Origin of the sequence: Photorhabdus sp. HUG-39, from assembly GCF_963878365.1 — a bacterium.
GTDB classification, from domain to species: domain Bacteria; phylum Pseudomonadota; class Gammaproteobacteria; order Enterobacterales; family Enterobacteriaceae; genus Photorhabdus; species Photorhabdus kayaii.
Window position 1 is genome coordinate 78,026 of record NZ_CAWNWY010000015.1, and the last position, 26,307, is coordinate 104,332.

The 26,307-nt window shown below is 41.9% G+C and carries 29 protein-coding genes and 1 pseudogene; 13 read left to right on the top strand and 17 right to left on the bottom strand.

The window, feature by feature from the left end; genetic code table 11:
• Positions 1 to 6: 6 nt before the first annotated feature.
• From AAC155_RS11780 to AAC155_RS11800, 5 genes are all read right to left on the bottom strand, one after another.
• Positions 7 to 258, bottom strand: coding sequence for a bacteriocin immunity protein (locus AAC155_RS11780; RefSeq protein WP_113042285.1), 252 nt, complete (start codon positions 256 to 258; stop codon positions 7 to 9).
• A 7-nt stretch (positions 259 to 265) separates the two neighbouring features.
• Positions 266 to 691, bottom strand: coding sequence for an HNH endonuclease signature motif containing protein (locus tag AAC155_RS11785; RefSeq protein ID WP_113042286.1), 426 nt, complete (start codon positions 689 to 691; stop codon positions 266 to 268).
• Positions 692 to 744: 53 nt separating this feature from the next.
• Complete coding sequence (locus AAC155_RS11790) at positions 745 to 1,014, bottom strand: DUF6392 family protein (protein WP_223121431.1); 270 nt, start codon at positions 1,012 to 1,014, stop codon at positions 745 to 747.
• Between the two features lie 81 nt (positions 1,015 to 1,095).
• A complete protein-coding gene (locus AAC155_RS11795; RefSeq protein ID WP_011145252.1) occupies positions 1,096 to 1,548 on the bottom strand; it encodes a DUF6392 family protein in 453 nt (150 codons plus the stop codon).
• Complete coding sequence (locus tag AAC155_RS11800; RefSeq protein ID WP_113042288.1) at positions 1,548 to 3,221, bottom strand: S-type pyocin domain-containing protein; 1,674 nt, start codon at positions 3,219 to 3,221, stop codon at positions 1,548 to 1,550. The genes AAC155_RS11795 and AAC155_RS11800 overlap by 1 nt, the downstream gene beginning before the upstream one ends.
• Positions 3,222 to 3,438: 217 nt before the next feature.
• Between AAC155_RS11800 and AAC155_RS11805 the strand changes: the two genes are divergently transcribed.
• Entirely contained in the window at positions 3,439 to 3,627 is a 189-nt protein-coding gene (locus AAC155_RS11805; protein ID WP_158536557.1) for a hypothetical protein, read from the top strand.
• Between the two features lie 75 nt (positions 3,628 to 3,702).
• On the opposite strand, the gene mrcB is transcribed toward AAC155_RS11805, so the two are convergent.
• Together mrcB and hrpB are read right to left on the bottom strand one after the other, a co-directional pair.
• The gene (gene mrcB / locus AAC155_RS11810) at positions 3,703 to 6,162 is read right to left on the bottom strand and encodes a bifunctional glycosyl transferase/transpeptidase (RefSeq protein ID WP_113042289.1); all 2,460 of its coding nucleotides are present in this window, start codon (positions 6,160 to 6,162) and stop codon (positions 3,703 to 3,705) included.
• A gap of 93 nt (positions 6,163 to 6,255) precedes the next feature.
• The gene (gene hrpB, locus AAC155_RS11815) at positions 6,256 to 8,694 is read right to left on the bottom strand and encodes an ATP-dependent helicase HrpB (RefSeq protein ID WP_113042291.1); all 2,439 of its coding nucleotides are present in this window, start codon (positions 8,692 to 8,694) and stop codon (positions 6,256 to 6,258) included.
• 92 nt (positions 8,695 to 8,786) lie between these two features.
• Between hrpB and sfsA the strand changes: the two genes are divergently transcribed.
• The 8 genes from sfsA to panD all read left to right on the top strand — a co-directional run bounded on the left by sfsA (position 8,787) and on the right by panD (position 15,492).
• Positions 8,787 to 9,494, top strand: coding sequence for a DNA/RNA nuclease SfsA (gene sfsA / locus AAC155_RS11820; RefSeq protein ID WP_113042292.1), 708 nt, complete (start codon positions 8,787 to 8,789; stop codon positions 9,492 to 9,494).
• Between the two features lie 195 nt (positions 9,495 to 9,689).
• Positions 9,690 to 10,145 (top strand): RNA polymerase-binding protein DksA, encoded by a 456-nt coding sequence (dksA, locus tag AAC155_RS11825; protein WP_011145244.1) that lies wholly within the window; start codon positions 9,690 to 9,692, stop codon positions 10,143 to 10,145.
• A 63-nt stretch (positions 10,146 to 10,208) separates the two neighbouring features.
• Complete coding sequence (gene gluQRS, locus AAC155_RS11830; protein ID WP_113042294.1) at positions 10,209 to 11,159, top strand: tRNA glutamyl-Q(34) synthetase GluQRS; 951 nt, start codon at positions 10,209 to 10,211, stop codon at positions 11,157 to 11,159.
• A gap of 90 nt (positions 11,160 to 11,249) precedes the next feature.
• Complete coding sequence (pcnB, locus tag AAC155_RS11835; protein ID WP_262405145.1) at positions 11,250 to 12,752, top strand: polynucleotide adenylyltransferase PcnB; 1,503 nt, start codon at positions 11,250 to 11,252, stop codon at positions 12,750 to 12,752.
• Positions 12,753 to 12,758: 6 nt separating this feature from the next.
• Positions 12,759 to 13,274: a 2-amino-4-hydroxy-6-hydroxymethyldihydropteridine diphosphokinase gene (gene folK, locus AAC155_RS11840; protein ID WP_113042296.1), complete on the top strand. Its 516-nt coding sequence runs from the start codon at positions 12,759 to 12,761 to the stop codon at positions 13,272 to 13,274.
• A gap of 70 nt (positions 13,275 to 13,344) precedes the next feature.
• A complete protein-coding gene (gene panB, locus AAC155_RS11845) occupies positions 13,345 to 14,136 on the top strand; it encodes a 3-methyl-2-oxobutanoate hydroxymethyltransferase (RefSeq protein WP_113042298.1) in 792 nt (263 codons plus the stop codon).
• A 53-nt stretch (positions 14,137 to 14,189) separates the two neighbouring features.
• Entirely contained in the window at positions 14,190 to 15,044 is an 855-nt protein-coding gene (gene panC / locus AAC155_RS11850) for a pantoate--beta-alanine ligase (RefSeq protein ID WP_113042299.1), read from the top strand.
• A 67-nt stretch (positions 15,045 to 15,111) separates the two neighbouring features.
• Positions 15,112 to 15,492, top strand: a complete 381-nt coding sequence (gene panD / locus AAC155_RS11855; RefSeq protein WP_113042300.1) for an aspartate 1-decarboxylase — start codon at positions 15,112 to 15,114, stop codon at positions 15,490 to 15,492.
• A 78-nt stretch (positions 15,493 to 15,570) separates the two neighbouring features.
• Here panD and AAC155_RS11860 read toward each other — a convergent pair whose 3' ends face one another.
• Both AAC155_RS11860 and AAC155_RS11865 read right to left on the bottom strand, forming a co-directional pair.
• Positions 15,571 to 16,341, bottom strand: a complete 771-nt coding sequence (locus tag AAC155_RS11860; RefSeq protein ID WP_011145237.1) for an ABC transporter permease — start codon at positions 16,339 to 16,341, stop codon at positions 15,571 to 15,573.
• An 11-nt stretch (positions 16,342 to 16,352) separates the two neighbouring features.
• Positions 16,353 to 17,264: an ABC transporter ATP-binding protein gene (locus tag AAC155_RS11865; RefSeq protein ID WP_011145236.1), complete on the bottom strand. Its 912-nt coding sequence runs from the start codon at positions 17,262 to 17,264 to the stop codon at positions 16,353 to 16,355.
• Between the two features lie 187 nt (positions 17,265 to 17,451).
• Between AAC155_RS11865 and can the strand changes: the two genes are divergently transcribed.
• Positions 17,452 to 18,105, top strand: a complete 654-nt coding sequence (gene can / locus AAC155_RS11870; RefSeq protein ID WP_011145235.1) for a carbonate dehydratase — start codon at positions 17,452 to 17,454, stop codon at positions 18,103 to 18,105.
• Between the two features lie 464 nt (positions 18,106 to 18,569).
• On the opposite strand, the gene AAC155_RS11875 is transcribed toward can, so the two are convergent.
• On the bottom strand, positions 18,570 to 18,848 hold the full coding sequence (locus tag AAC155_RS11875; RefSeq protein WP_113042301.1) for a type II toxin-antitoxin system TacA family antitoxin: 279 nt from the start codon (positions 18,846 to 18,848) through the stop codon (positions 18,570 to 18,572).
• Positions 18,849 to 19,337: 489 nt separating this feature from the next.
• On the opposite strand from AAC155_RS11875, the gene AAC155_RS11880 reads away from it, so the two are divergent.
• Positions 19,338 to 19,592, top strand: a complete 255-nt coding sequence (locus AAC155_RS11880; protein ID WP_036782605.1) for an AbrB/MazE/SpoVT family DNA-binding domain-containing protein — start codon at positions 19,338 to 19,340, stop codon at positions 19,590 to 19,592.
• Positions 19,592 to 19,933, top strand: a complete 342-nt coding sequence (locus tag AAC155_RS11885) for a type II toxin-antitoxin system ChpB family toxin (protein WP_036782608.1) — start codon at positions 19,592 to 19,594, stop codon at positions 19,931 to 19,933. Before AAC155_RS11880 ends, AAC155_RS11885 begins: the two co-directional genes overlap by 1 nt.
• A 145-nt stretch (positions 19,934 to 20,078) precedes the next feature.
• Here the strand turns inward: AAC155_RS11885 and hpt (AAC155_RS11890) are convergent, their stop codons facing one another.
• The 6 genes from hpt (AAC155_RS11890) to AAC155_RS11915 all read right to left on the bottom strand — a co-directional run bounded on the left by hpt (AAC155_RS11890) (position 20,079) and on the right by AAC155_RS11915 (position 23,827).
• Positions 20,079 to 20,615 (bottom strand): hypoxanthine phosphoribosyltransferase, encoded by a 537-nt coding sequence (gene hpt / locus AAC155_RS11890; protein WP_011145232.1) that lies wholly within the window; start codon positions 20,613 to 20,615, stop codon positions 20,079 to 20,081.
• A gap of 334 nt (positions 20,616 to 20,949) precedes the next feature.
• The gene (locus AAC155_RS11895; protein WP_229015775.1) at positions 20,950 to 21,489 is read right to left on the bottom strand and encodes a Panacea domain-containing protein; all 540 of its coding nucleotides are present in this window, start codon (positions 21,487 to 21,489) and stop codon (positions 20,950 to 20,952) included.
• 154 nt (positions 21,490 to 21,643) lie between these two features.
• Positions 21,644 to 22,144: a GNAT family N-acetyltransferase gene (locus AAC155_RS11900; protein ID WP_011145230.1), complete on the bottom strand. Its 501-nt coding sequence runs from the start codon at positions 22,142 to 22,144 to the stop codon at positions 21,644 to 21,646.
• A gap of 4 nt (positions 22,145 to 22,148) precedes the next feature.
• On the bottom strand, positions 22,149 to 22,427 hold the full coding sequence (locus tag AAC155_RS11905; RefSeq protein WP_011145229.1) for a type II toxin-antitoxin system TacA family antitoxin: 279 nt from the start codon (positions 22,425 to 22,427) through the stop codon (positions 22,149 to 22,151).
• 221 nt (positions 22,428 to 22,648) lie between these two features.
• Positions 22,649 to 23,194 carry a hypoxanthine phosphoribosyltransferase gene (gene hpt / locus AAC155_RS11910; protein WP_113042305.1) on the bottom strand — a complete coding sequence of 182 codons (546 nt, stop codon included), beginning with the start codon at positions 23,192 to 23,194 and terminating at the stop codon, positions 22,649 to 22,651.
• Positions 23,195 to 23,563: 369 nt separating this feature from the next.
• The gene (locus AAC155_RS11915) at positions 23,564 to 23,827 is read right to left on the bottom strand and encodes a helix-turn-helix domain-containing protein (protein ID WP_058588659.1); all 264 of its coding nucleotides are present in this window, start codon (positions 23,825 to 23,827) and stop codon (positions 23,564 to 23,566) included.
• Positions 23,828 to 25,409: 1,582 nt separating this feature from the next.
• On the opposite strand from AAC155_RS11915, the gene AAC155_RS11920 reads away from it, so the two are divergent.
• Complete coding sequence (locus AAC155_RS11920; RefSeq protein WP_113042308.1) at positions 25,410 to 25,736, top strand: hypothetical protein; 327 nt, start codon at positions 25,410 to 25,412, stop codon at positions 25,734 to 25,736.
• Positions 25,737 to 26,198: 462 nt separating this feature from the next.
• Here AAC155_RS11920 and AAC155_RS11925 read toward each other — a convergent pair.
• A pseudogene (locus AAC155_RS11925) lies at positions 26,199 to 26,307 on the bottom strand (IS5/IS1182 family transposase); the annotation flags it as partial.

The window sequence follows — 26,307 nt, forward strand, 5'->3', positions numbered from 1 at the left end:
CAATCTCTATTTTTTAAAGCCAGGTTTGCCGTTTTTGGTTCTCCATTCCTTTATCACTTCAAGCACACCTTCAGGACTATCTTCAATGCTATCTTCTGGATAGAAGATTAAATCACCGCCAGAGGGGTGTTCTGAAATTCTTTCAAATTCATCTATAGCTTCTGATTCTTCCTCCTCTGTTCGAAAATTTCCATTAAATATTTTCTTTATCAAGGATAAAAATTCATTTTCAGTAATATTCATTACATTATTTTCCATAGTTTATTCACCTCCAGCTATGTAGTTCACTATGTCTCTTTGGCGTAACAACACTAATGTTATCAACATTATAAACATCTCCACCTTTAGAAATAGGCTTTTTATGATGTAACTCGTATTTTTTCTTTTTTCCTTTCCATTCGTCTTTCCTTGGAGCTGGAGCTTTTCCTTTTTTCATATTTCCCATATTCGCAGTTTTAGATTGCTTAGAAAACTCAGGGTCATTAGCAACTTCTTTCCAAAACGCATTTCTGAAATTATCAAAGTTATTAAACTTCCTCCCACGCAACTTATCTGCTATCTGACTGGGAATTGGTGCTCCCATATCTTGCCCTGCGCGACTTAACCAGTTTCCTTCGATTTTTTGTCCCCGACCAGTTACCACTCCCGGTTGATTCCGAGGAGTATTAAACATCACATAGATCGGCTCCATGCCTGAATCGGCTGGGAATACCAGAATATAATCACGGAAATCTTTTTCCTACGTTACGGGCAGCGATTTAAAGACAAAAATGGGGGTGGCATTTCACCTCTATAAATCTTCATCCTTGGCCCAGACGTAATTAGAGTAATACCGACTGAGATTAACAACCTTGATTTATCTTCAAAAACTAACGTTAATCCATCCTCTGGCATACAGAGAAATTCATCGTCTCCTTCAAACAAATATTCAAACTTTCCTGTCGGGATAAGTTGTTTTTCAATTAATAAATCTGCTGTTTTCCCTAAGCTATTAATAAGCTCCTTAATACTCATGCCTAACCTCTAGCATACAAGCACGGATAATGGTTTACTAGCCACTATCCGCCGATTATAATATGTAAAAAAGCTCTCTTCTCAGATAGTGTTGAAAGTAAGAGCTCTCACTCGATAATAAGCATCATAAATAAAAATGACTTCCACGTTTGGACAAGATTTTATACGATTTATATAAGCATCGTATCCACCAATAACACCTATAACCGGTGCTTCTATCATATCTTTTGACTCCATAGGTTCTCCATATTCAGCTCTTATCATTGCCTTATCCATTAAAGGTAAAAATGGATAAGGCAAACTACCATTATATTCATCATGATCACCATGTATATCAATTAGAGTTATCTGGACTGAATTCAATTGCCTAGATTTAGAATCAAAAACTAATGTGATTCCTTTTTCAGGTTCGCAATTGAACGATTCATCCCCTTCAAAATGAAACTTAAATATTCCTTTAGATATCTCACCATCTTCAACTAACGTTTCAGCGGTTCTTCCAAGACATTTAATTAATTTCGTAATGTCAGCCACTATTTATACCACCCTTGTTCTTTATTCAGTTGGTGTAATTCTTCTCGTGCCTTGTTCAACTGATCATCTGTATAGCCTTCTTCTCGTAGGCCGGGAACTTGAGCATCAAAATTACTGTCTACCGCCACTCTAATATCTGATGCGTCTTTAACTTGTTTCGCCTTTGTATTCCTGCCCTTATAAGTTTCACTATAGCCTCTGTGAACCCTATGAGGGATAGCTATGGATACACCACTATTGAGTATCTTATCTATGTCTTTATCTGTTGCAGCCTTACCTAACTTATTTTTTAAAAACAATTTCAACGCTGCCTTAGAAGGAATATGATCAATATCCAACCCATCATTACGGCTACGTCCAGCCAGATCCTGATATTCTCCCACTTCCAACGGTTTCACCGGTGGTTTACTCAAATACACATACACCGGCGGCATATTAGGAACAGGGAGGATCAGAATATAATCACGAAAATCCTTCTCTTCCGGCATAGGTAACGATTCAATATCGCTGCCCACTTTATCCGGGATCGGCAACACGGTTATTTGCGACGGAATAAACGGCTGTTCTTCATTCCCGGTATGGGCTGGAACCTTGAATTCCTGTTCGTTCGGCGTCCATAAAATTATCGGCCGGTATTCTCCCGGTTCCCAAAACTCGTAATTACCGGTGGTCCGATTCAGCGTCATCATGCGAACCGGCACTTTATCCAGACCACCTTCCGGGCTGACGTGATATCCCTGAACCGTCATCCTGCCGCTTTTTTCATCTCTGATCCAGCGAAAACGTACACGAGTTGGTGCTTTACCGTACTGTTCCGCTATCTGTCTCAGGCGATACGGATCTAAGTAATCCTCCTCACCTTCATTCAGCTTAGGTGAATAAAACAGCCCCATTAACCCAACTGTCACCGGATTCGGTGCCGCCAGCCAACGTCCAGCACTGATAGCGCCGCCGCCAATGTAACGCATCACCAGCGTTTCCCCTTCCGCTACCGCGCTACGAGCAGTGGCGGCCACGGCGGTAGCGGCTACTTCGGCTTTATCTTCACCACTACGGAACCACCGTTTATACCACGGTAATTTTTTATCCTGCGGTTTATCCGGTTCAGGCGGCTGTTTCTTACCTTGCAGAGGCGGTTCTGGTTTTTGCGGCGTCACCGGAGTGGGAGATGACGGAACCTGATATATCGCCATTCTGCCGAAGTTATCCGCCGGTTCGGCTTCGGTTCCGGCATCGGTACAACCTTTACCCCGTAAGCAGGATTTCGCAAACACCGGTATCGGAGGCTCTTTAGTCACAGGAGGTGCGGGCTGAACGTTTCTCGCTTCCTCCACCGGCGACGAGAAATTCTGGGCCGCCATATTAACAGGGGCTGTAGCCCGATTATTGGGCTGCTCCTGCTTCTCATAGCTGTCCATCTCCGAATTGATAAAACTAGCCCGACAGGGGCAAGTACTGACACTATCCAATGTGCCAGCCAACTTACGTCCCATATCAAACACATCTGATACACCACCGACAATCGTATAACTACCGGGATGTTTGCCACAGGTGACCTTATCTCCTTCACGAGCGGTTGCCCGTCCATTAAATGTCATGGTGTGGTCACCGGTAATAATCTGCCCGCCACAGGTTGTCTTATCACCAACGAGCAAGAAATATCCTATTGCCATCTATTCATCTCTCCATTGATTTATAGTATGGAGAGTGGATCTAATTGAAATTATCGTCATATCATTATCACCATGAGTTAATACACATGATTAATAATTCACCATATTTCACTTAAAAAACATATAGAAATATTCTGAAAATTGCTTATTTTATTGTCTCTAACAGGTGTAAAACATCATTTTTTTGCAACAACTTATATGCAATTAAATAACAATTATGGGTATCACCGCCATTGCGATGATCATATATACCCTATGGATTTCAAGATGCATCGCGGCGGCAAGGGAGCGAATCCCCGGGAGCATAGATAACTCTGTGACCGGGGTGAGTGAGTGCAGCCAACAAAGAGGCAACTTGAAAGATGACGGGTATAAAGTCGAAAAGATAATGGCGCGGTATGTTTAGGAAACCGGTAAACTCAGAAAATCAAAACGCTGACCAGAAGATCAGCGCTTTGTCATTCATCTCATCAAATAGTTATTATTGACCAAACATCTCTCGCAACCAGCCCGGTGCTTGTTCTTGCTGTTGAACAGGTGCTGATACCGCTGTTTGTTGGCACAAACTCTGTGGGTCATAAGTCCAAACCGGTAATGTTCTCCAGCCACTGCCACTACAGCTAAAACTACCATCCTGATTAACCACCATATCGACAATGCCTTCCGGTGGAATGTTATTCAACATCAACGGCGTCTGATTTTCCAGATAACGGCGATACACATTCAACGCCCCTGTAGCACCTGTCAGATTGGTCGGTTCATTGTTATCTCGGCCAACCCATGCTATCACTACCTCTTTACCATCGATTCCGGCAAACCAGCTATCACGCAGATCATTGGTGGTACCCGTTTTACCCGCCAGATTATAACGACCAAACTTAGCGTTCAGAGAACGAGAAGTTCCATTCGCTACAACCTGCTGCATACCATACAGCGTCAGATAAGCCGCCTGAGCCGGTACAGCCCGTTCAGCCTGTGGGTAACTTTGATATATCACGGTGCCATCTTCCGTGATGACAGAACGTAACGCGGAAAGCGTCGCGCGGTTGCCGCCACTCGCCATCGTCTGATATTCCTGCGCCACTTCTAACGGTGTCAAGCTGAGAGAACCCAGTAACATGGCCGGAACCTGCTGAATTACTTCCTCCGGTACGCCAAGCCGGATTAATGTGTTGCTAACATGATCAAGACCAACCGCCAATCCAAGATTCACCGTAGGAATATTCAATGAACTTGCCAGCCCATCTATCAACATGACACGCCCACGGAAACGACGGTCATAATTTCTCGGTTCCCAAACCTTGCTGTTCGGCTGTTTTACCGCAAGGGGTTCATCCGCCAGCCAGGTATTCAACCGATATTGATCCGGTTCACTCAATGCCGCCAAATAAGTAGAGGGTTTTGCCAGTGAACCAATTGAACGACGCGCCATCATTGCTCGGTTAAATCCAGCATATTGAGGTTGAGAACCACCAACCATCGCCCTGATTTCACCACTGATGCGATCGACAATCACCATTGCCCCTTCAAGGTCAGCAATTTTGCGGGTTTTTCTCAGGCTGGCAATCCCCTCTTCTACTGCGTTTTCAGCCGCATCCTGAGATACCGGGTCCAAAGTAGTGAAGATTTTCACGCCGGACAGATCATTTACTCGATCGCCAAGTCTATCCTGCAATTCCTTACGAACTAGCTGCATAAACGCCGGTTGTGGGGTGATAACACCACCTTTCGGTTTTACCCCCAGTGGACGAGCGCTCAATAACTTATAAAGATCTTCATCAATAATTTGCTGGTTTTGTAACAGTTTGAGCACCACATTACGACGCTGGAGAACGAGTTTAGGATTACGCCACGGATTATAGAGTGAAGCTCCTTTCACCATACCTACCAGCAACGCCTGTTGATCTAAACTCAATTCATCTACGGGACGACCAAAATAATAGAGGCTCGCCAGCGGGAATCCTCGGATCTCCCCATCACCACTTCGGCCTAAATAAACTTCGTTCAGATACAGTTCGAGAATCCGATCTTTGCTGTAACGATAATCCATCAGCACAGCCATATAAGCTTCATTGGCTTTGCGCACCAAAGTGCGCTCATTGGTCAGGAACAAGTTTCTAACCAATTGCTGCGTCAGGGTACTTCCCCCCTGAACGGTACGCCCGGCAGTCAAGTTAGCCAGTGCTGCACGCCCAATGGAAAGAATACGAATACCATCATGTTGATAAAAATGACGATCTTCGGTCGCCAGCAAGGTGTTAACCAGTAAATCGGGGAAACCAGAACGTGGCACAAATAACCGCTGCTCCCCATTAGGAGACTGCAACATGGTAATCAGCTTCGGATCAAGGCGGAAGAACCCAAATTGACGCTGATTTTCCAGATTTTCGATCCCTGCCAGACGGTTATCGCTGAACGTTAGCAAAGCGTGGATCTGCCCCTCTTTACTGTCAGGAAAATTAAACGGGCGGCGTAACATTTCAATGGTTTCACCTCTAACAGAAAACTCCCCAGGACGGGTAATTTTCGTCACCTGGCGATACTGCATCCCTTCCAGCAGATATACCATCTCTTTCTTACTGTAGTTCATGCCCGGTTCAAGATTAACCATGCGACCATAGACTGCCGCAGGTAACTCCCAAACTTTTCCATCAATGCGATCGCGGATTTTAGCATCCAGATAGACACCATAAGCCGCCAGTAATACGGCAAAAATAATAAATATTTTGAATAACAACCAGAACCAACGCCACTTTTTCTTAGGTGGACGGGAATACATTCCTTTCTTTGTCATGGGTTGATCCTCTTCATCATCGTAGTCCTCATCTTCATAGCCATTATTATCATCATCCAACAGATACCGTCTTTTTAATGGCCGTTTACGGCGGGATACCAACTTTTTGCCTTTACGTCCGATTGGTTGACGATCTTCACCAGACATTCCAAAATTCTCCAAAACCGCTCAGATGCTATTAATGGGTTTTCATATTTTTTAATGAATTTATTCACTTACAAAAACAAAGGTTAAATTCTATTATGAATATTTTTTTGTCCGCCGAGTAGGTACCGTATTTGCCGGATCATCCGGCCATAAATGTTTTGGGTAACGCCCTTTCATCTCTTTTTGTACTTCACGATAGGAGCCTTGCCAAAAAGCAGCCAAATCCTGCGTGATCTGCAATGGCCTTTGGGCTGGTGATAAGAGTTCAAGCACCAGCGTTACCCGCCCTTTTGCCAGAGATGGGCTTTGCTGTTCACCATACATTTCCTGCATCCGAACAGATAATACAGGTGGTTTATCACTGAAATAACGGATTGCTATCCGGCTGCCAGTAGGGACAGTGTAATAAATAGGCAGTTCATTATCCAGACACTGTTGTTGTTGCCAATCCAGTAAATTTTCCAGTGCTGGCAACAAATCAATCTGTTTCAGCCCTTTCAAATCACGCACACCAGTAAGGAACGGCATCAACCAATCATCAAGAGAAGCCATTAATGCATCATTATCTACTGCCGGCCACTGCATTTCAGGCAACCATTTAGCCGCGCATTGGATACGGATGCACAACTGAACTGCCGCAGGCGACCAGTTGAGCTCATGTAATCCCTCATTGCGTAACCAGTTTAGCAGGGCCTGTTGTAATTGCTCATCTGAAAGCTTTGCCAATCGTTGGGCTTTTACTGTCAAGCACCCACATTGCAGTCGTTTCCATGCTCGCAATGTCCCTTTGTTATCATCCCATTCAACGACACTCTGCTCGCTAAATAAATTCGGTTGCTGTTGTATCAGTCGTTCAATATCAAGAGGGCAAGCCAGCAAAATACGCGCATCAGGATTTCTGCTGTTTTGTAATAATGAAGGAGCCACCAGCCACGATTCGCCAGATAACTTTTCTTCATCATCGATCATCACCCCCAAACCATTAGCCAGTTGAAAACGCCCTCCCTTATCCCGATTTTTGGCTATTCTGTCAGGGAAACCTTGGGCTAATAGCATTGCAACAAATCCACCGTCTGGCTCACCAAAATGATCGCCCATATTCCTAGCTAACTGCTTTGCCCGCCGTAACCAATGAGCTTGTCGCTGCTCAACCCAATAAGTGATATCCGGCTGACCACCACGGGGCGGTTCTTCCAGAATCGCGGTCAGCATAGCAGCGGTTGCCAGCATATCGGCCCCTTGTTCCAACCCTGCACATAATATTGCAGCCAAGCGAGGATCACTGCCGGATTCCGCCATTTTTCTGCCTCTGGACGTTAACTGACCATTGTTATTGACTGCACCTAACTGTAATAACAGCGATTTGGCTACTGCCAGCGCTGCGTCAGGTGGCATATCTAGCCAGTACAATTGGGAAATATCATGACATCCCCACTGCAATAAGGAGAACCATAAACCACTGAGATCAGCATTCAGAATTTCGGGCTCACTATACTCTGCCGCTCTTTCTGCCTGTTCTTGGCTGAATAGATGCCAACAAACACCGGCTTCCAACCGTCCCGCTCGACCAGCTCGTTGTGTCATAGAAGCTTGACTGATGCGTTGAGTGATCAGGCGAGTCAATCCATTTTTGGGTTCAAAACGCGTCGTGCGTTCAAGACCACTATCAATCACCAGTCGAATACCTTCAATCGTTAAGCTGGTTTCTGCAATGTTAGTCGCCAAAACAACTTTACGGCGTCCACGTAATGAAGGTTCGATAGCTTTTTGTTGTTCAGCCAATGACAACGCACCGTACAACGGGCAAAGATCGGTATCCTCAGCAACTATCTCTTTAAGAAGTCCAAACACCCGTTGAATTTCCCCGCTGCCCGGCAAAAACAACAGCACAGAACCTTGCTCCTGTTGGAGTAACCGCAATACGACGGTGGCTACACTCTGTTCAAAAGGTTGATGAGCAGGCAAAGGACAATAATGTCTGGTCACAGGAAAGCTTCGCCCTTCTGAAATAATCACTGGCGCATCAGGTAATAAAGAAGAGAGCCGCTGATTATCCAGCGTCGCTGACATGATCAAAATTCGCAGATCATCCCGTAGCCCTGCCTGTACATCCAGCAACAATGCCAACGCCAAATCAGCCTGCAAGCCGCGCTCATGGAATTCATCCAGAATCACCAGAGAAACCCCTGTCAGCATGGGGTCCTGCTGTAACATTCGGGTTAAAATGCCTTCTGTTACCACTTCAAGGCGAGTAGTTGCACTCATTTTCGTTTCTGAACGCATCCGGTAACCCACGGTCTGCCCGATATTTTCATTCAGTTGAGCGGCAAGACGATTTGCGACACTGCGAGCAGCAATCCGCCGTGGTTCCAACATTATGATACGCCCAGAGAAATCGGCTTTTTTCAGAATTTCCAATGGCAAAGCCGTCGATTTACCGGCACCCGCCGGAGCATGAAGCAGGACCTGTTGTGAACTTTTCAACGCACTCAGGACAGGCTCGACGACCTCATATACAGGCAATAAAGACACAAACACTCCATACAAAGAAAGTTAACTTTCAACTGTCGGCATTGTAGCATTGCCCGCTTCAATCTTATGCCATCCGTCATTCAGGAGTTTTTATGGAATTCTATCCGCCCTTACAATCCGCCACACTAGTTCGTCGCTATAAACGTTTCCTGGCTGATGTCATCACACCGGAAGGCGAAACACTGACTATCCACTGCGCCAATACGGGCGCAATGACCGGCTGTGCGATACCGGGAGAGACGGTTTGGTACTCCACCTCTGATAATCCCAAACGTAAATACCCCAACAGTTGGGAATTGACAGAAACACAGGATGGTCACTGGATTTGTGTTAATACGCTCAGAGCAAATGATCTCGTCGCTGAAGCCATTGCACAAAATGCTATTCCAGAATTTTCTGAATATAAAAAAATCAGTCGGGAAGTGAAATATGGCGAAGAGAACAGCCGGATAGATCTGCTATTACAGGCAGAACAGCAAGTTAATTGCTACATTGAAGTGAAATCAGTGACCCTTCTCCAGGAAAATTGTGGCTATTTCCCTGATGCTGTCACGACTCGCGGGCAAAAACACCTACGGGAATTGCAACACATAGCAGAACAAGGGCAAAGGGCTGTTTTATTTTTTGCGGTCTTGCATTCCGGCATCAGGCAGGTCGCGGCGGCTGCACATATTGATCATAATTATTCATCTCTTTTGGAACAAGCGCAAAATTCTGGGGTCGAAGTTATCTGTTACCAGGCCAACATGACAGGAAAAGGGATGGTTTTAGGCGATAAGTTAACTTTTGTACTAAAATGATTAACTTACCGATTTACCTAATATTTGCAGCCAAGTTGTACAAGGTGTAAAGGCATGCAATACATTTGCTTCCACACCATTGTGAAACTAATGGCAGGAACAATTGCCAACCCTTGCTCCATCTGCTATTTATAACGGCCTATTTTTTTCCCCGCTAGGGGTTCGTTTGATAGTGCGTGTGTTAGGAGAAGTATTATGCAAGAAGGGCAAAAACGTAAAACCTCGTCCTTAAGCATTCTCGCCATCGCTGGGGTAGAACCTTACCAAGAGAAGCCAGGTGAAGAATACATGAACGATGCCCAGTTGGCGCATTTCAAGCTAATTCTTGAAGCATGGCGCAATCAACTCAGGGATGAAGTAGATCGTACTGTATCTCATATGCAGGATGAGGCAGCGAACTTCCCTGATCCAGTTGACCGTGCGGCGCAGGAAGAAGAATTCAGTCTTGAATTACGTAACCGCGATCGTGAGCGTAAATTGATTAAGAAGATCGAGAAAACCCTGAAAAAAGTCGAAGATGACGATTTCGGTTTTTGTGAATCCTGCGGCATTGAGATAGGCATCCGTCGTTTGGAAGCCCGTCCAACCGCAGATTTGTGTATTGATTGTAAGACGCTGGCCGAAATCCGTGAAAAACAGATGGCTGGCTAATTAATGGTGTTCCGAATACGGCGTCTTTATGACGCCGTATAAACAACCCCACTGATCTCCACTATGATAAAATCTGAACGTCCCCAGGCTTATATTGGGCGTTTCGCCCCATCACCTTCTGGTGACCTGCATTTTGGTTCATTAATCACTGCCATTGGCAGCTATTTGCAAGCCCGTGCTTGTCAGGGAAAGTGGCTGATACGTATTGATGATATTGATCCGCCCAGAGAAGTTCCCGGTGCTGCCAGCCGGATTCTTCACGCACTTGAACATTACGGTTTACATTGGGATGGTGAAATTCTTTATCAATCTCAGCGCCATGAGGCTTACTGTCATGTCCTTAATCAATTGCAACAACAAGGTTTAAGTTATTACTGCACCTGTACCCGTCAACGCATTCACCAGATTAATGGTTTTTATGATAGAAACTGCCGTGAATTAAATTTGCCCATTGATCATGCAGCAATTCGATTCAAGCAGCGTCATCCGGTTTACGGTTTTGAAGATAAATTACAAGGATATCTGAACGCCGATCCGGTCATGGCTGAAGAGGATTTTATTATTCACCGTCGTGACGGTTTATTTGCCTATAATTTAGTGGTTGTTATTGATGATGATTACCAAGGGGTGACTGAGGTGGTAAGAGGGGCAGATTTGATTGAACCAACTGTCCGCCAAATTGCGCTTTATCAGCAGTTAAATCTCAAAATACCTGACTATATTCATTTACCACTCGCTCTGAATAAGGACGGCAATAAACTTTCCAAACAGAATCATGCTCAGCCGATCCCATTGGATGATCCCCGGCCATTACTGATTGAAGCATTATCTTTCCTTAATCAATCTGTTATAGAAAACTGGCAAGATCTTTCTCGTGATCAATTGTTGCAAAAAGCAACAGCACGTTGGGATCTGGATCGAATTCCACGACAAGGTAAAATGCACGTAGATAACATGAATAAAGTTACGGTTAGTCATAACAACCATTCTCAAAAAATACACAGTAGGCTATGATTAGCCGCTGTTTTTTATTTGTTTTATATGATTAGTTACTTATCGAGGTGTACCATTTTTAACCGAGTAGCAAATTTCTGCCGTAACTTATTGATCCGCGAAGGGAAAAATAACCGCGAACTACAGGCAGCCAGTGAAAGGCCAGTCACCGGATCTGACCGTTCTGCTCAGGAAGAGTACATAACTCTTCACTCTAATCGCCAAAACCCTTATCAACCCTTATCCAATGTGGAGACACCAAGGAAGGTTGAACAGGAGAATCCTCATTCGGATTTATCGATAACGATAATTCCACGGGAACAACATTGTATTTCCCGCAGAGATATCAGTGAAAATGCACTGAAAGTCCTTTACCGTTTGAATAAATCCGGTTTTGAAGCCTATCTGGTTGGCGGTGGTGTCCGTGACTTATTACTCGGTACGAAGCCGAAAGATTTTGATATTGCCACCAATGCCACTCCAGAACAGGTGCGTAAATTATTCCGCAACTGCCGTCTGGTTGGACGCCGCTTTCGCTTAGCTCATATTATGTTTGGTCAGGAAGTGATTGAAGTCGCAACATTCCGTGGTCCACATGAACAAACGGGTTCTGATGATAAAAATCAGTCACAACAAGCACAAAGCGGCATGCTACTGCGGGATAACATCTTCGGCTCAATTGAAGAAGATGCTATGCGCCGCGATTTCACCATAAACAGCCTCTATTATGGTATCAATGATTTCTCTCTGCGTGATTATGCCGGTGGCCTTCATGATCTGGAAACCGGTGTTATCCGCTTGATTGGCGATCCTGAAACCCGCTATCGGGAAGATCCAGTAAGAATGCTGCGCGCGATCCGTTTCGCTAGCAAACTGAATATGACCATCAGCGAAGGTACCGCCGAACCTATTTCTCGTTTGGCTTTTCTGCTGAGTAATATTCCACCTGCCCGTCTGTTTGAAGAATCTTTAAAACTTTTACAAACCGGTCAAGGTTACAGCACTTATAAACTTCTGCGCGAATACCGCCTATTTCAACCACTTTTCCCATTGGTTCAACGCTATTTCACCGAAAATAACGATTCGCCAATGGAACGTATACTCAATCAGGTTTTGAAGAATACCGATTACCGGTTACAAAATGATAAACGGGTTAACCCGGCGTTTTTGTTCGCCGCAATGCTCTGGTATCCACTGGTTGAACATGCGGAAAAGCTGTCTCAAGAAGGTGGCCTGGCTTACTACGATGCTTTTGCATTGGCGATGAATGACATTCTGGATGAGCAATGCCACTCCATTGCCATTCCTAAGCGCCTGACAACCATCATGCGTGATATCTGGCAATTACAGTTACGTCTGCCACGCCGTCATGGTAAGCGGGCAAATAAGCTGATGGAACACCCTAAATTCCGTGCTGCCTATGATTTGCTGGAACTGAGAGCCAATGTTGAAAATCGCAATGAGCTAAAAGATCTTGTCGATTGGTGGGGAGAATTTCAGCAAGTCAATGCATCACAGCAACGGAGTATGATTTCTGAACTGGGCAGTGAGATTGTTCGTCGTCGTACACGGCCTCGCCGTCACTATAAACCAAGACTGAGCAGGAACAGCTAATAAATTATGGCTCGTGTTTATATCGCTGTTGGTAGCAATCTGGCAGAACCTATGCAGCAAGTAAAAAATGCACTTGCTGCATTAAAAGATTTACCGGAAACAGAATGTATTGCCTGCTCCTCACTGTATCGTACTAAACCGATGGGGCCGCAGAATCAACCTGATTTTCTGAATGCGGCAGTCGCACTGGAAACCACGCTAACACCGGAAGAATTACTCAATCACACTCAGGCGATTGAACTGGCCCAGGGACGGGTAAGAAAAGATGAACGCTGGGGGCCAAGAACACTCGATCTGGATATCATGCTATTTGGTGATCAGGTGATTACTACCGAACGATTGACTGTGCCTCACTACGGACTAAAACAGCGCGAATTTATGCTCTACCCGTTAGCTGAAATTGCCCCTGATCTTATATTTCCTGATGGGGAAGCTTTATCTGAAAGACTGAAACACACCCCAGAAAACGGCCTGACACTCTGGCTGCAACCGCAGTCCTCTGATTCTAATCACTACATATAAGGATCTCAGTTCAGTCCGTGGCCGATTTCTGTACATAACAAGAAAAATTGCAGGAGAAGGAAGATAAATAATGAAACCAATAACCATGACTGATCTGAATCAGCTCAAAAAAGAAAAACGTAAATTCGCGACTATTACCGCTTATGACGCCAGCTTTGCTCACGTGTTTGCCGAGCAAGGTATCAATGTCATGCTGGTTGGCGACTCACTGGGTATGACTGTGCAAGGGGCTGATACCACCATTCCAGTGACGGTTGAAGATATTGTCTATCATACTCGTTGCGTCCGTGCCGGAGCACCTTATACTTTTATCATTGCCGATATGCCTTTCATGAGTTATGCCACACCAGAGCAAAGTTGTGAAAACGCAGCCAAGCTTATGCGTGCTGGCGCTAACATGGTGAAACTTGAAGGCGGTAGCTGGTTATACGATACCATTAGCATGCTTACCGAGCGTTCTGTACCTGTTTGCGCTCATTTAGGGCTAACTCCTCAATCAGTCCATATTCTTGGCGGTTATAAAGTTCAAGGACGTGATGAAGTATCAGCGAATCAATTGATAAAAGATGCAATTACCTTAGAAAAAGCAGGCATACAACTGCTGGTGCTAGAATGCGTACCCGTTGATTTAGCTAAACGTATCACCGATGAATTACAGATCCCGGTAATTGGTATTGGCGCTGGTAATGTGACTGATGGGCAAGTTTTAGTGATGCATGACGCACTAGGCATTACCGTAAGCCCCCCTAAATTTGTGAAAAACTTCCTTGAAGAAGCAGGAAATATACGTGATGCCATCCGCTTATATAAAGAACAAGTGGAAAGCGGCGCCTACCCAAGTAAAGAACACTCATTTTATTAATAAATTACCCTTGTTAGCCCGAAGGCTGTATACATTCTAAGGAGTATTAAGCAATGCTGATTGTCGAAACTGTACCGATTCTACGCCGTGAAATCCGCCGCTGGCGTCAGGAAGGAAAACGCATTGCACTGGTGCCAACAATGGGTAACTTGCACGACGGCCATATGACGTTAGTCGATACAGCCAAAGGGCAAGCAGATATTGTGATCGTCTCTATTTTCGTCAACCCGATGCAGTTTAATCGTCAGGATGATCTGGCAAGATATCCCCGCACTTTACAGGAAGATTGCGAAAAACTTCATCAACACGGTGTCGATCTGGTATTTGCTCCTGCTGATAAGGAAATATACCCTGATGGTATGGAACATCAGACTTATGTTGAAGTTCCTGGGCTTTCTACCATGCTGGAAGGGGCCAGTCGTCCCGGTCATTTCCGTGGTGTTTCAACCGTGGTGAGCAAACTATTCAATCTAGTGCAACCAGATTTAACCTACTTTGGCGAAAAAGATTTTCAACAATTACAACTTATTCGCAAAATGATCGCCGACCTGGCTTATGACATTACGCTGGTTTCAGTACCTACTGTGCGCGACAAAAATGGCCTGGCTCTCAGTTCGCGTAATAACAATTTAACAGCCGATGAACGTCGAATCGCCCCAGAACTCAGCAAGATCATGCGATCTATCGCTGAAAAAATGGCACAGGGTGAATGCCACACAGAACAATTGCTCATTCAAGCTTCCGTACAACTACACGAAATGGGTTTTGTACCTGATGAGTTGTTTATCCGTGACGCCGAAACATTGGCGCCGTTAAATACCGAAAGTAAAAAAGCCGTTATTCTAATAGCTGCCTGGTTAGGGCAAACCCGTTTGATCGATAATCAGCAAGTAGATTTAACGCAATAATCGCCGTTGTATCAGGCGTTATTGATGCAAAAAGGTTCTAAGTTGTCATCGAATCAGGAGAAAAACCATGTTGCGTACGATGCTACAGGGGAAATTGCACCGGGTGAAAGTCACTCAGGCAGATTTGCATTATGAAGGTTCTTGTGCAATTGATCAGAATTTCATGGATGCAGCCGGTATTCTGGAATATGAAGCTATTGATATCTATAACGTGGATAACGGCGAGCGTTTTTCCACTTATGCTATCGCCGCTGAACGTGGTTCTAGAATAATTTCAGTTAACGGAGCAGCAGCACGCCGTGCTGCGGTAGGTGATAAGCTAATTATTTGCTCATATGTACAAATCCCTAACGAAGATGCCCGTCATCATAAGCCTAATATCGCTTACTTCGATGGTGATAATATTATGAGGCGTATCGCCAAAGCCGTGCCGGTTCAAGTGGCTTAAATTAAATTTAGTCCCCTAAAATTAGCCAGCAAAATTTAGGGGACTTCAAAAATAGAAACCGTTAATAAATTACCGAATTTAAGTCCTCAATCCCCGCCCTGTTTCAATTAAATACCAGGCAACAAGATAAAAAGCCACAATAAATGCAGTCAAAACACTCAACGTAATTATCAAAGAAACATCAGTAATCCCCAGGAAACCATAACGGAAACCACTAATCATATAAACGATCGGATTCAACTTGGAAACCGCTTGCCAAAATGGGGGTAATAATGTCAATGAATAAAACACCCCACCAAGATAAGTCAGTGGCGTTAATACGAAAGTCGGAATAATGCTGATATCATCAAACGTTTTAGCAAAAATCGAATTCAGCAACCCCCCTAGTGAGAACAAAATGGAGGTCATCAACAACGTGACAACAATCATCCACCACGCATGAATATGAAGCGGCACAAAAAATAGAGAAACCAATGTCACCAGAATACCGACGCAGACACCACGGGCAACACCACCACCAACAAACCCCACAATAACTATGTGTGTCGGAACCGGCGCTACTAATAATTCCTCAATACTGCGCTGGAATTTCGCACCAAAGAAGGAGGAAGAAACATTGGCATAAGAGTTAGTAATCACCGACATCATAATAAGGCCAGGGACAATAAACTGCATATAATCGACACCGCCCATTTCCCCAATACGCGAACCAATCAAGCTACCGAAGATAATAAAATAGAGCGACATGGTAATAACCGGTGGTAATAAAGTCTGTACCCAGATACGACCAAAACGGGTAATTTCTTTAATCCAGATAGTTTTTAGCGCCACCCAGTACAACTGAATCATTTACTATCTCCTTACTTATTGTTCACCAAGCTGACAAATAACTCTTCCAGACGGTTCGCTTTATTACGCATACTTAAAATATGAATACCCTGAGCACTTAATTGGGTAAATACGCTATTTATTCCCTGACCACGCTGAACATCCACTTCCAAAGTAGAGGCATCCAGCAGTCGATAATCATATCCTACTAGTTCAAGAATTGGGTTTTGTGTCGCCAGATCGAAGAAGAATGTTTCAGACTCCACCCGACTGAGTAAATTTTTCATACTGGTGTTTTCCACCAATTCACCATGCTGAATAATGCCAATATTACGGCACAGCATTTCTGCTTCTTCCAGATAGTGAGTCGTTAGAATAATTGTCGTTCCTTGGGCATTCAGCTCTTGCAAAAAATTCCACATAGAGCGACGAAGTTCAATATCAACACCAGCAGTCGGTTCATCAAGGATCAATAACTTAGGCTGATGCATCAACGCTCGTACAATCATCAAGCGTCGTTTCATCCCACCAGACAGACGAATCGCCCGTTGGTTGCGTTTTTCCCACAGATCTAACTGCAACAGATAAGTTTTCGCTCTGGCTTGCGCTACTTTTCGCGGTACACCATAGTAACCGGCCTGATTGAGAACAATCTGCAACACCGTCTCAAACGGGTTAAAGTTAAATTCCTGCGGAACAAGACCTAACTGGCGTTTAGCATTGACAATATCAGTATCAATATCATAGCCAAACACCTTAACCTTACCGCTGCTTTTGTTTACCAGAGAGCTAATAATGCCGATTGTGGTGGATTTCCCTGCACCATTCGGACCTAATAATGCGTAGAAGTCTCCAACTTCCACATTCAGATCTATCCCACGCAGTGCCTTAACACCATCAGTGTAAGTCTTAGTAAGCTGCGTTAACTCCAATGCATAAGTCATAAATTACAAAACACCTTTATTATCTGGTCGCTTTTGCGTGTAATGTGGAAACATAATGCTGTTTTTCTGCCTGACTTGCTTTACAAAAACAGTAGAAAGATTAAAAACAAACAGCAATAAAATATTAAAATTTCAATTGATGTTGTATATGATTCTATCTTAAAGAAACACTACCAGGCTATGAATCATGATGAAAAAAATAGAAGAGCTGCTTGCCAATAACAAGCAGTGGTCAGAATCGGTTAACGAAGAAAATCCAATTTTTTTCAAAGAATTAGCAAAATCACAAAAACCTCATTTCTTATGGATTGGTTGTTCAGACAGCCGGGTACCAGCAGAAAAACTAATTGATGCCGCCCCCGGTGACTTATTTGTTCACAGAAACGTTGCAAACCTGGTTATTCATACTGACTTAAATTGTCTTTCAGTTATTCAATATGCAGTAGATGTACTGGAAGTTGAACATATCATTATCTGCGGACACTACGGTTGTGGTGGTATCGAAGCTGCAATTGATGGCACCGAACTGGGATTGATTAACAACTGGCTGCTACATATTCGTGATCTTTGGTATAAACACAGTTCTATGCTAGGTGAATTACCCCCTAATGAGCGTCTGAACCGTCTGTGCGAAATTAACGTTGTTGAGCAAGTATATAACCTTGGTCACTCAACCATTATGCAAGCAGCATGGAAACGAGGCCAAAAAGTGATGATCCACGGTTGGGTTTACGGTATCCATAATGGTCAATTGCAAGATCTGGAAGTCACGGCTGACAGCCGTGAAAAACTGGAGCTTGCCTATCGCCAGACAATATCCAAACTGACGCATAAGAAGTGATTTTTTAGATCATTCATAAAATACGCTGTAGAAAAGGTTATATTTAACTTTTTCTATAGTGTAATTAAACGAAGATTTTCAATTTATAGATTATAGATTATAGATTATAGATTATAGATTATAGATTATAGATTATAGATTATAGATTATAGATTATAGATTATAGATTATAGATTATAGATTATAGATTATAGATTATAGATTATAGATTATATTAAAAATATATTTTAATTTTTTCTCAGACTTAAAAATTATATTTTACCCTTTAAACTCATGATAATATTTTTCTCCAGAGATATTATCTAAACTAGAGTGGAAAGTTTACAACATAGGTTCGCGAAGCATTCTCTTTTTGATTTTTTAATGCTCTGTCTGTTAACCAGTTGTCCAGGGTGTCAATTCCTGAAGTAAAACTATTTAAATTGTGATCATCTGTTAACAAGGTTGGATCATTAATCATTCTATCACCACGGTTTTTTCATATTTTCCGTTTTGATAAGACGCTCATTTGGAGCAGCCGGAGCATCAAGTTTAGCAATAAAAACATTAAAAATTTCTGGATATACAACCATAAAGGAGTGTTCCAATAAAGTATTTTCAGCATCACGTTTGATTGTATCAAGGACATATTCAGTAACGGTTTTTCCCTTCACTTTTGCCGCTCTATCTATTAAATCCCGATCCTCTTGCCTAATCCTCAAGTTGAGTGTCTTATTTTTACGATTCTCACTTATTACGTTCATTTCAAATCTCCTTATGCTATAGGTGAGCTAAATAATACACAAACGTAACGCCATTATCATCACATTTCTAGAGGAGAGAATTCCCATTAGGCATAGAGGCTTACATCGGCTTTCGCTAATAAAAATGCAATATACCCGTTATCTTTCAAGTTGCCTCTTTGCTGGCTGCACCTATTCACCCCAGTCATATAGTTCGCTACGCTCCCGGGGATTTGCTCCCTTGCCGTCACGATGCATCTTGAAATCCTAGGGTATATAGCGTAATTAAACGAAAGTTTATGCAAATTTTTATTTTATTAAATCGCTACCTATTTGAATATCAACTATCTATTTTAATTTCTTTATTTTACGAATGTACGAATACGGTAATAAAAAGAAGATTTTTATGAGCGATCAAATCTCATTACCTGTAATAACAATGTTGACACTTAGGCAGAACCACTCTAAAGTGTTAACAATGTGATAACCGTTACTTGCGAGGAAAGTTCTATGCTTACTCATGTCAGAAAAATTGGAAACTCTGTTGGTACTATTATTCCAGCTCAACTATTGAAATCCCTCCACCTGAAAGAAGGTGACCAATTATCAATTGTCGAAGAACAAGGGAAAATCGTAATCTCCGCAGTAAACCATCGTCCCAAGTACAAATTAGCCGATCTACTAGCTCTATGTGACTCAGAAGCACCAATGCCTGAAATCTTAAAAGAATGGGATACCAGTAAACCTGTAGGGAATGAAGTGTAATGGCAACATTTCAACGAGGGGATATTGTTGAGGCGTGCTTAAACCCAGTCGCGGGTCAAGAACTGCAAGGTGACAAAAGGCCATGCTTAGTAATAAGTCCATACAATTTTAACAAATTAGGTTTAACAATTATTATTCCTATAACACAAGGAGGAAATTATGCCAGGTTTGCGGGTTTTGCCGTGACATTGATGGGCACTGGAACACAGACTCAAGGAGTTCTATTAGCGAATGGCATTCGTTCCATCGATCTAAATGTAAGACAAGCAAGAAAAATTGAAGAGGCCCCGACGTCTGTAGTTAATGAAATTTTAGCCGTAGTGTCCAGCATATTGGAATAAATTCTGCTGCTAAGTATGGTTCCACGACTGTAAGCCATATTAAGCACCGTGCCAAAATGTAGATAGGAGCGCAGCTCTATATATCATACCTGAATCACAAAGCAAAAACGGCAACCGAAAGTTGCCATTTTCAAATACGAGAAAACTACTCTTCTAGCAAAACCACATGGCCGATATAAGGCAGATGACGGTAAAGTTGCGCATAATCGATACCATAACCCACCACAAATTTATCCTCAATTGAGTAACCAATCCACTCAACCGGAACATCAACTTCACGGCGGGAAGGTTTATCCAGCAAGGTACAGATTGCCAGTGATTTTGGCTCACGCAACGCCAAAATTTCACGCACTTTATTCAGGGTATTACCTGAATCAATAATATCTTCCACAATCAGTACATGCTTACCACGAATATCCTCGTCCAGATCTTTCAGGATTTTCACATCACGAGTGGAATTCATACCGCTACCGTAACTGGAAGCCGTCATAAAGTCGACTTGATGAGGGATCTGAATTTCACGGCATAAATCAGCCATAAAAATAAATGAACCTCTCAGCAACCCGACCAATACCAGCCCACTACCACTGTCACAATAGTGTTCAGTAATCTGTTTTCCCAGTTCAGCAATACGTTGTTTAACCTCCTGTTCGGAGATCATAACTTCTACAGTGTGTTTCATTATAAAGTTAACCAATTGTTTTTAATGAATAAATATATAAAAATCAATAAAAGATTATAACCAGTTGATATGCCAATTAATACGCCATTCTTCTAGCAATATTATTGAACAGTTCCTTTCCCTTAGGATATCTCAAGGCAAGTATGGCATAAGATAAGGATATTCATGGGAAACCAATCTATAGATCATACACCAAAACTATTATTCAGTAATAATAGCTCACAGCAGCAAACCAACAGATATTTTAACTTTGGCGGCGTTGTAAAAGGTCAGTGAAGATAAAAAAATCCGCCCTAAAAGATGCGGAAAATCTGTCACCAAAATTAGTCATCAGCTACTCAGTAGAAATCAGATAAGCAACTAACTTGTCACCATCCTTACAACTGGCAGCTATCACATCCAATGGAATCTCTCTATTCTGGTTAGCCGTCATCCAAACACTATCGTGGCTGATATCACGTATTTCTTTAAACGAGAGATTCCCATATTTTTCGATTGCTTCATTTATGCAATCAATATCCGAATCACTAAATACATCTTCATCGAAATCACGCAAAGCACGTATTTGATGATTTCCATGACGTCCCTCTACTGACAACAATGACCGAATGACATCAACATCACACTTATTTGGAATAAAGCGCCCGTCTCCCCTGGCTACTTTTATAATATCATAGGCATTCACTGCAACAGGGCCATCTTTCATTGCAAGATAGTTATCACCCGTAATTAACCGACCATAACGCTCCAAATGCAGCCGGTCAGCAAAATACAGAATTTTACCCACATGATAAACGTCAGAAATTGGCGCTATAGAGGCAACGTACAGAATAGCCTCTATAGCCTTTTCTGAGTCAAATCTTGCACTAATCATCTCAATTACCTTCATTTAAATATACCCGTTATCTTTCAAGTTTCCTCTTTGTTGGCTGCACTCACTCACCCCGGTCACATCGTTATCTATGCTCCCGGGGATTCGCTCCCTTGCCGTCGCGATGCATCTTGAAATCCATTGGGTATAAATAGTATTAATCTGTTATTTTAAAAACCGTTTTTAAATCCTTTAGCGTGATCATTAACGTCATTGGATTTAAAAGCGAATCACTAAAACCCACAGACTTATAAAATGCCTTAGCATTCTCCGAGATAGCATGGACAATCAACCCCCTAACACCCACCAAATCTGCCGCTTGAGCGACACGTATGGAAGCATCTCTAACTAAATAGCGACCAAACCCTCTTCCTTGATAACGCTTATCAACAGCTAAGCGACCCAAAATAATCGTCGGAATAGGATTTGGCATATTACGCTTAAACTTGCTTATCGCCTCTTCTGACATAATTGAGCCGGTCGCTAACGAATAATAAGCAATAACATCTCTGTCTTCGCTTACAACATAGGTTCGTGAAGCATTCTCTTTTTGATTTTTTAATGCTCTGTCTGTTAACCAGTTGTCTAGGGTATCAATTCCTGAAGTAAAACTATTTAAATTGTGATCATCTGTTAACAAGGTTGGATCATTAATCATTTTATCACCACGGTTTTTTCATATTTGCCGTTTTGATAAGACGCTCATTTGGAACAGCCGGAGCATCAAGTTTAGCAATAAAAGCATTAAAAATTTCTGGAGATACAATCATAAATGAATGTTCCAATAACGTGTTTTCAGCATCACGTTTGATTGTATCAAGGACATATTCAGTAACGGTTTTTCCCTTCACTTTTGCTGCTCTATCTATTAAATCCCGATCCTCTTGCCTAATCCTCAAGTTGAGTGTCTTATTTTTACGATTCTCACTTATTACGTTCATTTCAAATCCCCTTATGCTATATATGGTCTAAATAATACACAAATGTAACGCCATTGTCATCACATTTATGGGGGGGAGAGAACTCCCATTAGGCATAGAGGCTTACATCGGCTTTCGCTAATAAAATGCAGTGGTAATATTTCAACAAGGGAACATTGTTGAAGCCCGCTTAAGGCCAAAACGGCAACCCAAAAGTTGCCGTTTCCAAAATATGATAAAAACTACTCTTCCAGCAAAATTACATGGCCGATATAAGGCAGATGACGGTAAAGTTGCGCATAATCGATACCATAACCCACCACAAATTTATCCTCAATTGAGTAACCAATCCACTCCACCGGAACACCAACTTCACGGCGGGAAGGTTTATCCAGCAAGGTACAAATTGCCAGTGATTTTGGCTCACGCAGCGCCAAAATTTCACGTACTTTATTCAGGGTATTACCTGAATCAATAATATCTTCCACAATCAGCACATGCTTACCACGAATATCCTCGTCCAGATCTTTTAGGATTTTCACATCACGAGTGGAATTCATACCGCTACCGTAACTGGAAGCCGTCATAAAGTCGACTTGATGAGGGATCTGAATTTCACGGCATAAATCAGCTATAAAAATAAATGAACCTCTCAGCAACCCGACCAACACCAAATCACTACCACTGTCACGATAATGTTCAGTAATCTGTTTTCCCAGTTCAGCAATACGCTGTTTAACCTCCAGTTCGGAGATCATAACTTCTACAATATGTTTTGGTTTACTCATAACTATATATTTTTAAACGATAACTAAAATAAAATCATGTGTCTTTTTACAAAAAGTGATACACCGATTGATATACCGTTCACCACACAAAGACGCACACACAAAAACATGAGAACAAAATATTTTGCAAAGCATATCAGAATTCACCGCCTACAGTAAAAGAAGGATATATGACTCGTTGCCAGTGAGTAGATAAGTACACTAAACGTTCTGGCCTCGTGATAGAAAGTTGCGACGCATTTCGTCGAAAGGTATTAAAGATTACGGTGATGGATAACCAATTATTCTACCTCATCAATCAAACAACACAGTAGGTAATGAGATGAAGTGAGGTGACTATTTCCCTGATATTTTACGGTATTAGAATAATTATTCTGCTGATTTCTCGCGAACTTTGCTCTCAATAAGATTACTGTCCATATCAAAATAACGACTAGGCCAGATTTCAGATAAATGAATGTTGAGATAATTAGCGATAATCCATTCGCCTTTAGGCCAAGGACGTGACAGCGTGTTGGCTAATGTGGAAGAACTCAGTCCCGCTTCACGGGATACCGCAGCTAAGGTTGGACCACGCTTACGTAGTGCAGCAATAATATCGGCTTGATGCCAGTCATTTCTAACATTATTCATTCCTGCTACCCCTTCCATTAATTGAGAAAATTGATGATGGTGATTCAGACAGGGTTCACAGTACCGGTAGCTACCTTCCGGCAAGGCCGAAGCCTCCCCCGCCTGAACCACCATTACTCTTTCAATCTATAAAATGCCGTGTCAGATTCACTGCGCTGCTAGCAGGCATGAGCCTGTAATCGTCGTACTGCCCTTTTGCTGCAGCGTCAAGTCCGCAAACAGTCAGCAAAAGTGGTGCAAACGTTGAAATACCAACAAGCACAGCAAAACGCCGCAACGTTAAGGATCAAACGGTAGCAATGAGCTAATTATTTAGGTGTAGAGAAGCCGCCCGCTAAATATTTTAAGCAAACATAGCTAGGCATGAGCGAGATGCGCAAAAGCAATCCTGCTCATTGAAGTGAAATGAGATCGAGACGTAGCTCAATCCCATTGTGCGAAAGGCTATCACCTAACGCTAATGTGAAAAGTAAGCGAGCGCATGTTTCATGCCCACTTGAAATCAGATAAAAGTAAAGTGGATCTTCCCCACCTTAAATCCAGCTACGAAAGGCAATGAAAACCATAACCTCACACGCCGAAGTACCGTTGGTACTCTATTAGCTAAAAAGACCGTCATCACCAAACTAGCTAGGATTGTTCATACTAGCAATATATGCTTCCAAAGGTGTGCAGATGTACCGCAATTCTTGCTTTCACTTTCAGGCTACAGAAGTTTTTCTAGTCGTTTAAGCGCTTCCTCTCAGACCTACGGAAACATTGATGACCATCTGTGATGGTAATTAAACAGATTTAGACTAACGAATGCTTTTACTGACAATAAGAGAAAGTAATGACTAAATAAATATATCAATAAGTTTTTATTTATATCATCCAATAGATTTAGCGCATTATCATGATAACTTTAATTATAGTTTCTCTTGAAAAGATTAGAGGTTTAATATTTTCTTTTAAAATTTAATTCATCCCTATATTTTCAAGATGTTAGGATAATTACCACATTTGGTTATTTTATTTATTTAAAAAAAAGACATTGACATAAAAAAAACAAAAAAATATAATCAAGACAAATCAAAAACCCTATAAAAATAATAAATAAGAATTTATGAAAATAAAAAACCATAAAAACACCTTATTGTACAGAGCCAAAGAAATATCAAAATTATCTAAAAAAACCTTTAAAAAAGAGGCTTTATTTTTTAATTTTTTTATAGTTTATATTGTCTCGGTATTTATACTTAGATTAGACACCCCTATTCTTGAGTATATAGATTACAGTATGTCAATAATTTTATTGATTATCATGTTCAGCACTGCAAATAAAATATCCAATGAATTTTCTTTATTGAAAAAAAGGTTCAAAAAAGAATACTCACATGATAAAAAACCAAATTTTTTTATAAGATATTTACTCTATCTATTATAACTATTTTACTGATATTAGTATCGATTCCTTTTTTGTATATATTAAATCATATCCATTATGATTTTTCGTTAAAATTATTTTTGAATACAATCATAAGTTCTTATATATATTTGATTGTTATTATTTTTAGTAAACCTGAATGAAGGTAAATTTATTATGCGTGAGCTTACCATTCAAGAGTTTGATTTAGTTGCAGGTGCAGGAGCAGGAGAAACCGCTGGTGAAATAGCAGGAGCAGCCGCAGGGGGAGCTGCTGGAAGAGTAGCTGGTAGTGTAGCTGGAGGATATGCTGGAGCCGCAGCTGGTGCAGTAATTGTTGTTGTTGTTGGTCGATTTGCAGGTGGTGGTGCTGGAGCTGCCGGAGGAGCTGCAGCTGGCCGCTACATCGGAGGAGAGATAGGAGGTAGAATTGATTCTGGAGGCAATAGCAATGGTGCTGGGACCAATTATTGTAATTCAAGTGGATCTAACTATTGCCACTAATAAACCGTGATATTTTTAGATAAAAATGGGTGTAATTATACACCCATCAACCAAAAAAAAGAGGCTACGTAAACAAAAACCTTTTATTTTAATAACCTCTTAATAAGATAACTTATTACTCACTTATAGAGCCATAATCAACAATCATTAACATTAAATATGAATCCAATTAATTTTCCCATTGATAAAAAAGACTTCCTAGAAAATTTCTTCGAAAAGAAACCGTGTGTTTTTAAACAAATATATGATGATGATTTTATAAAACATAGTGAAATAGAAAATATATTTAATCGTTCCAACCTGCCTTCATTTGAAGGTATTAAATTAATGTACAATGGTATTATTGATAAAGCAGAATATATTGAATCCTATAATGATTTAGGCACCAAACGGTATAGATATATATACTCTAAGTTATATGACTATCTAAACTCAGGTGCAACACTAGGTTGTGTCCCTCAATTAAATAATGACCTTAAGAAATAAGCGGATACAACCTAATTTCACCATAGCGATATAATTTCTTGCTGTCTTTTCATAACGGGTGGCGATGCGACGATGCTCTTTGAGT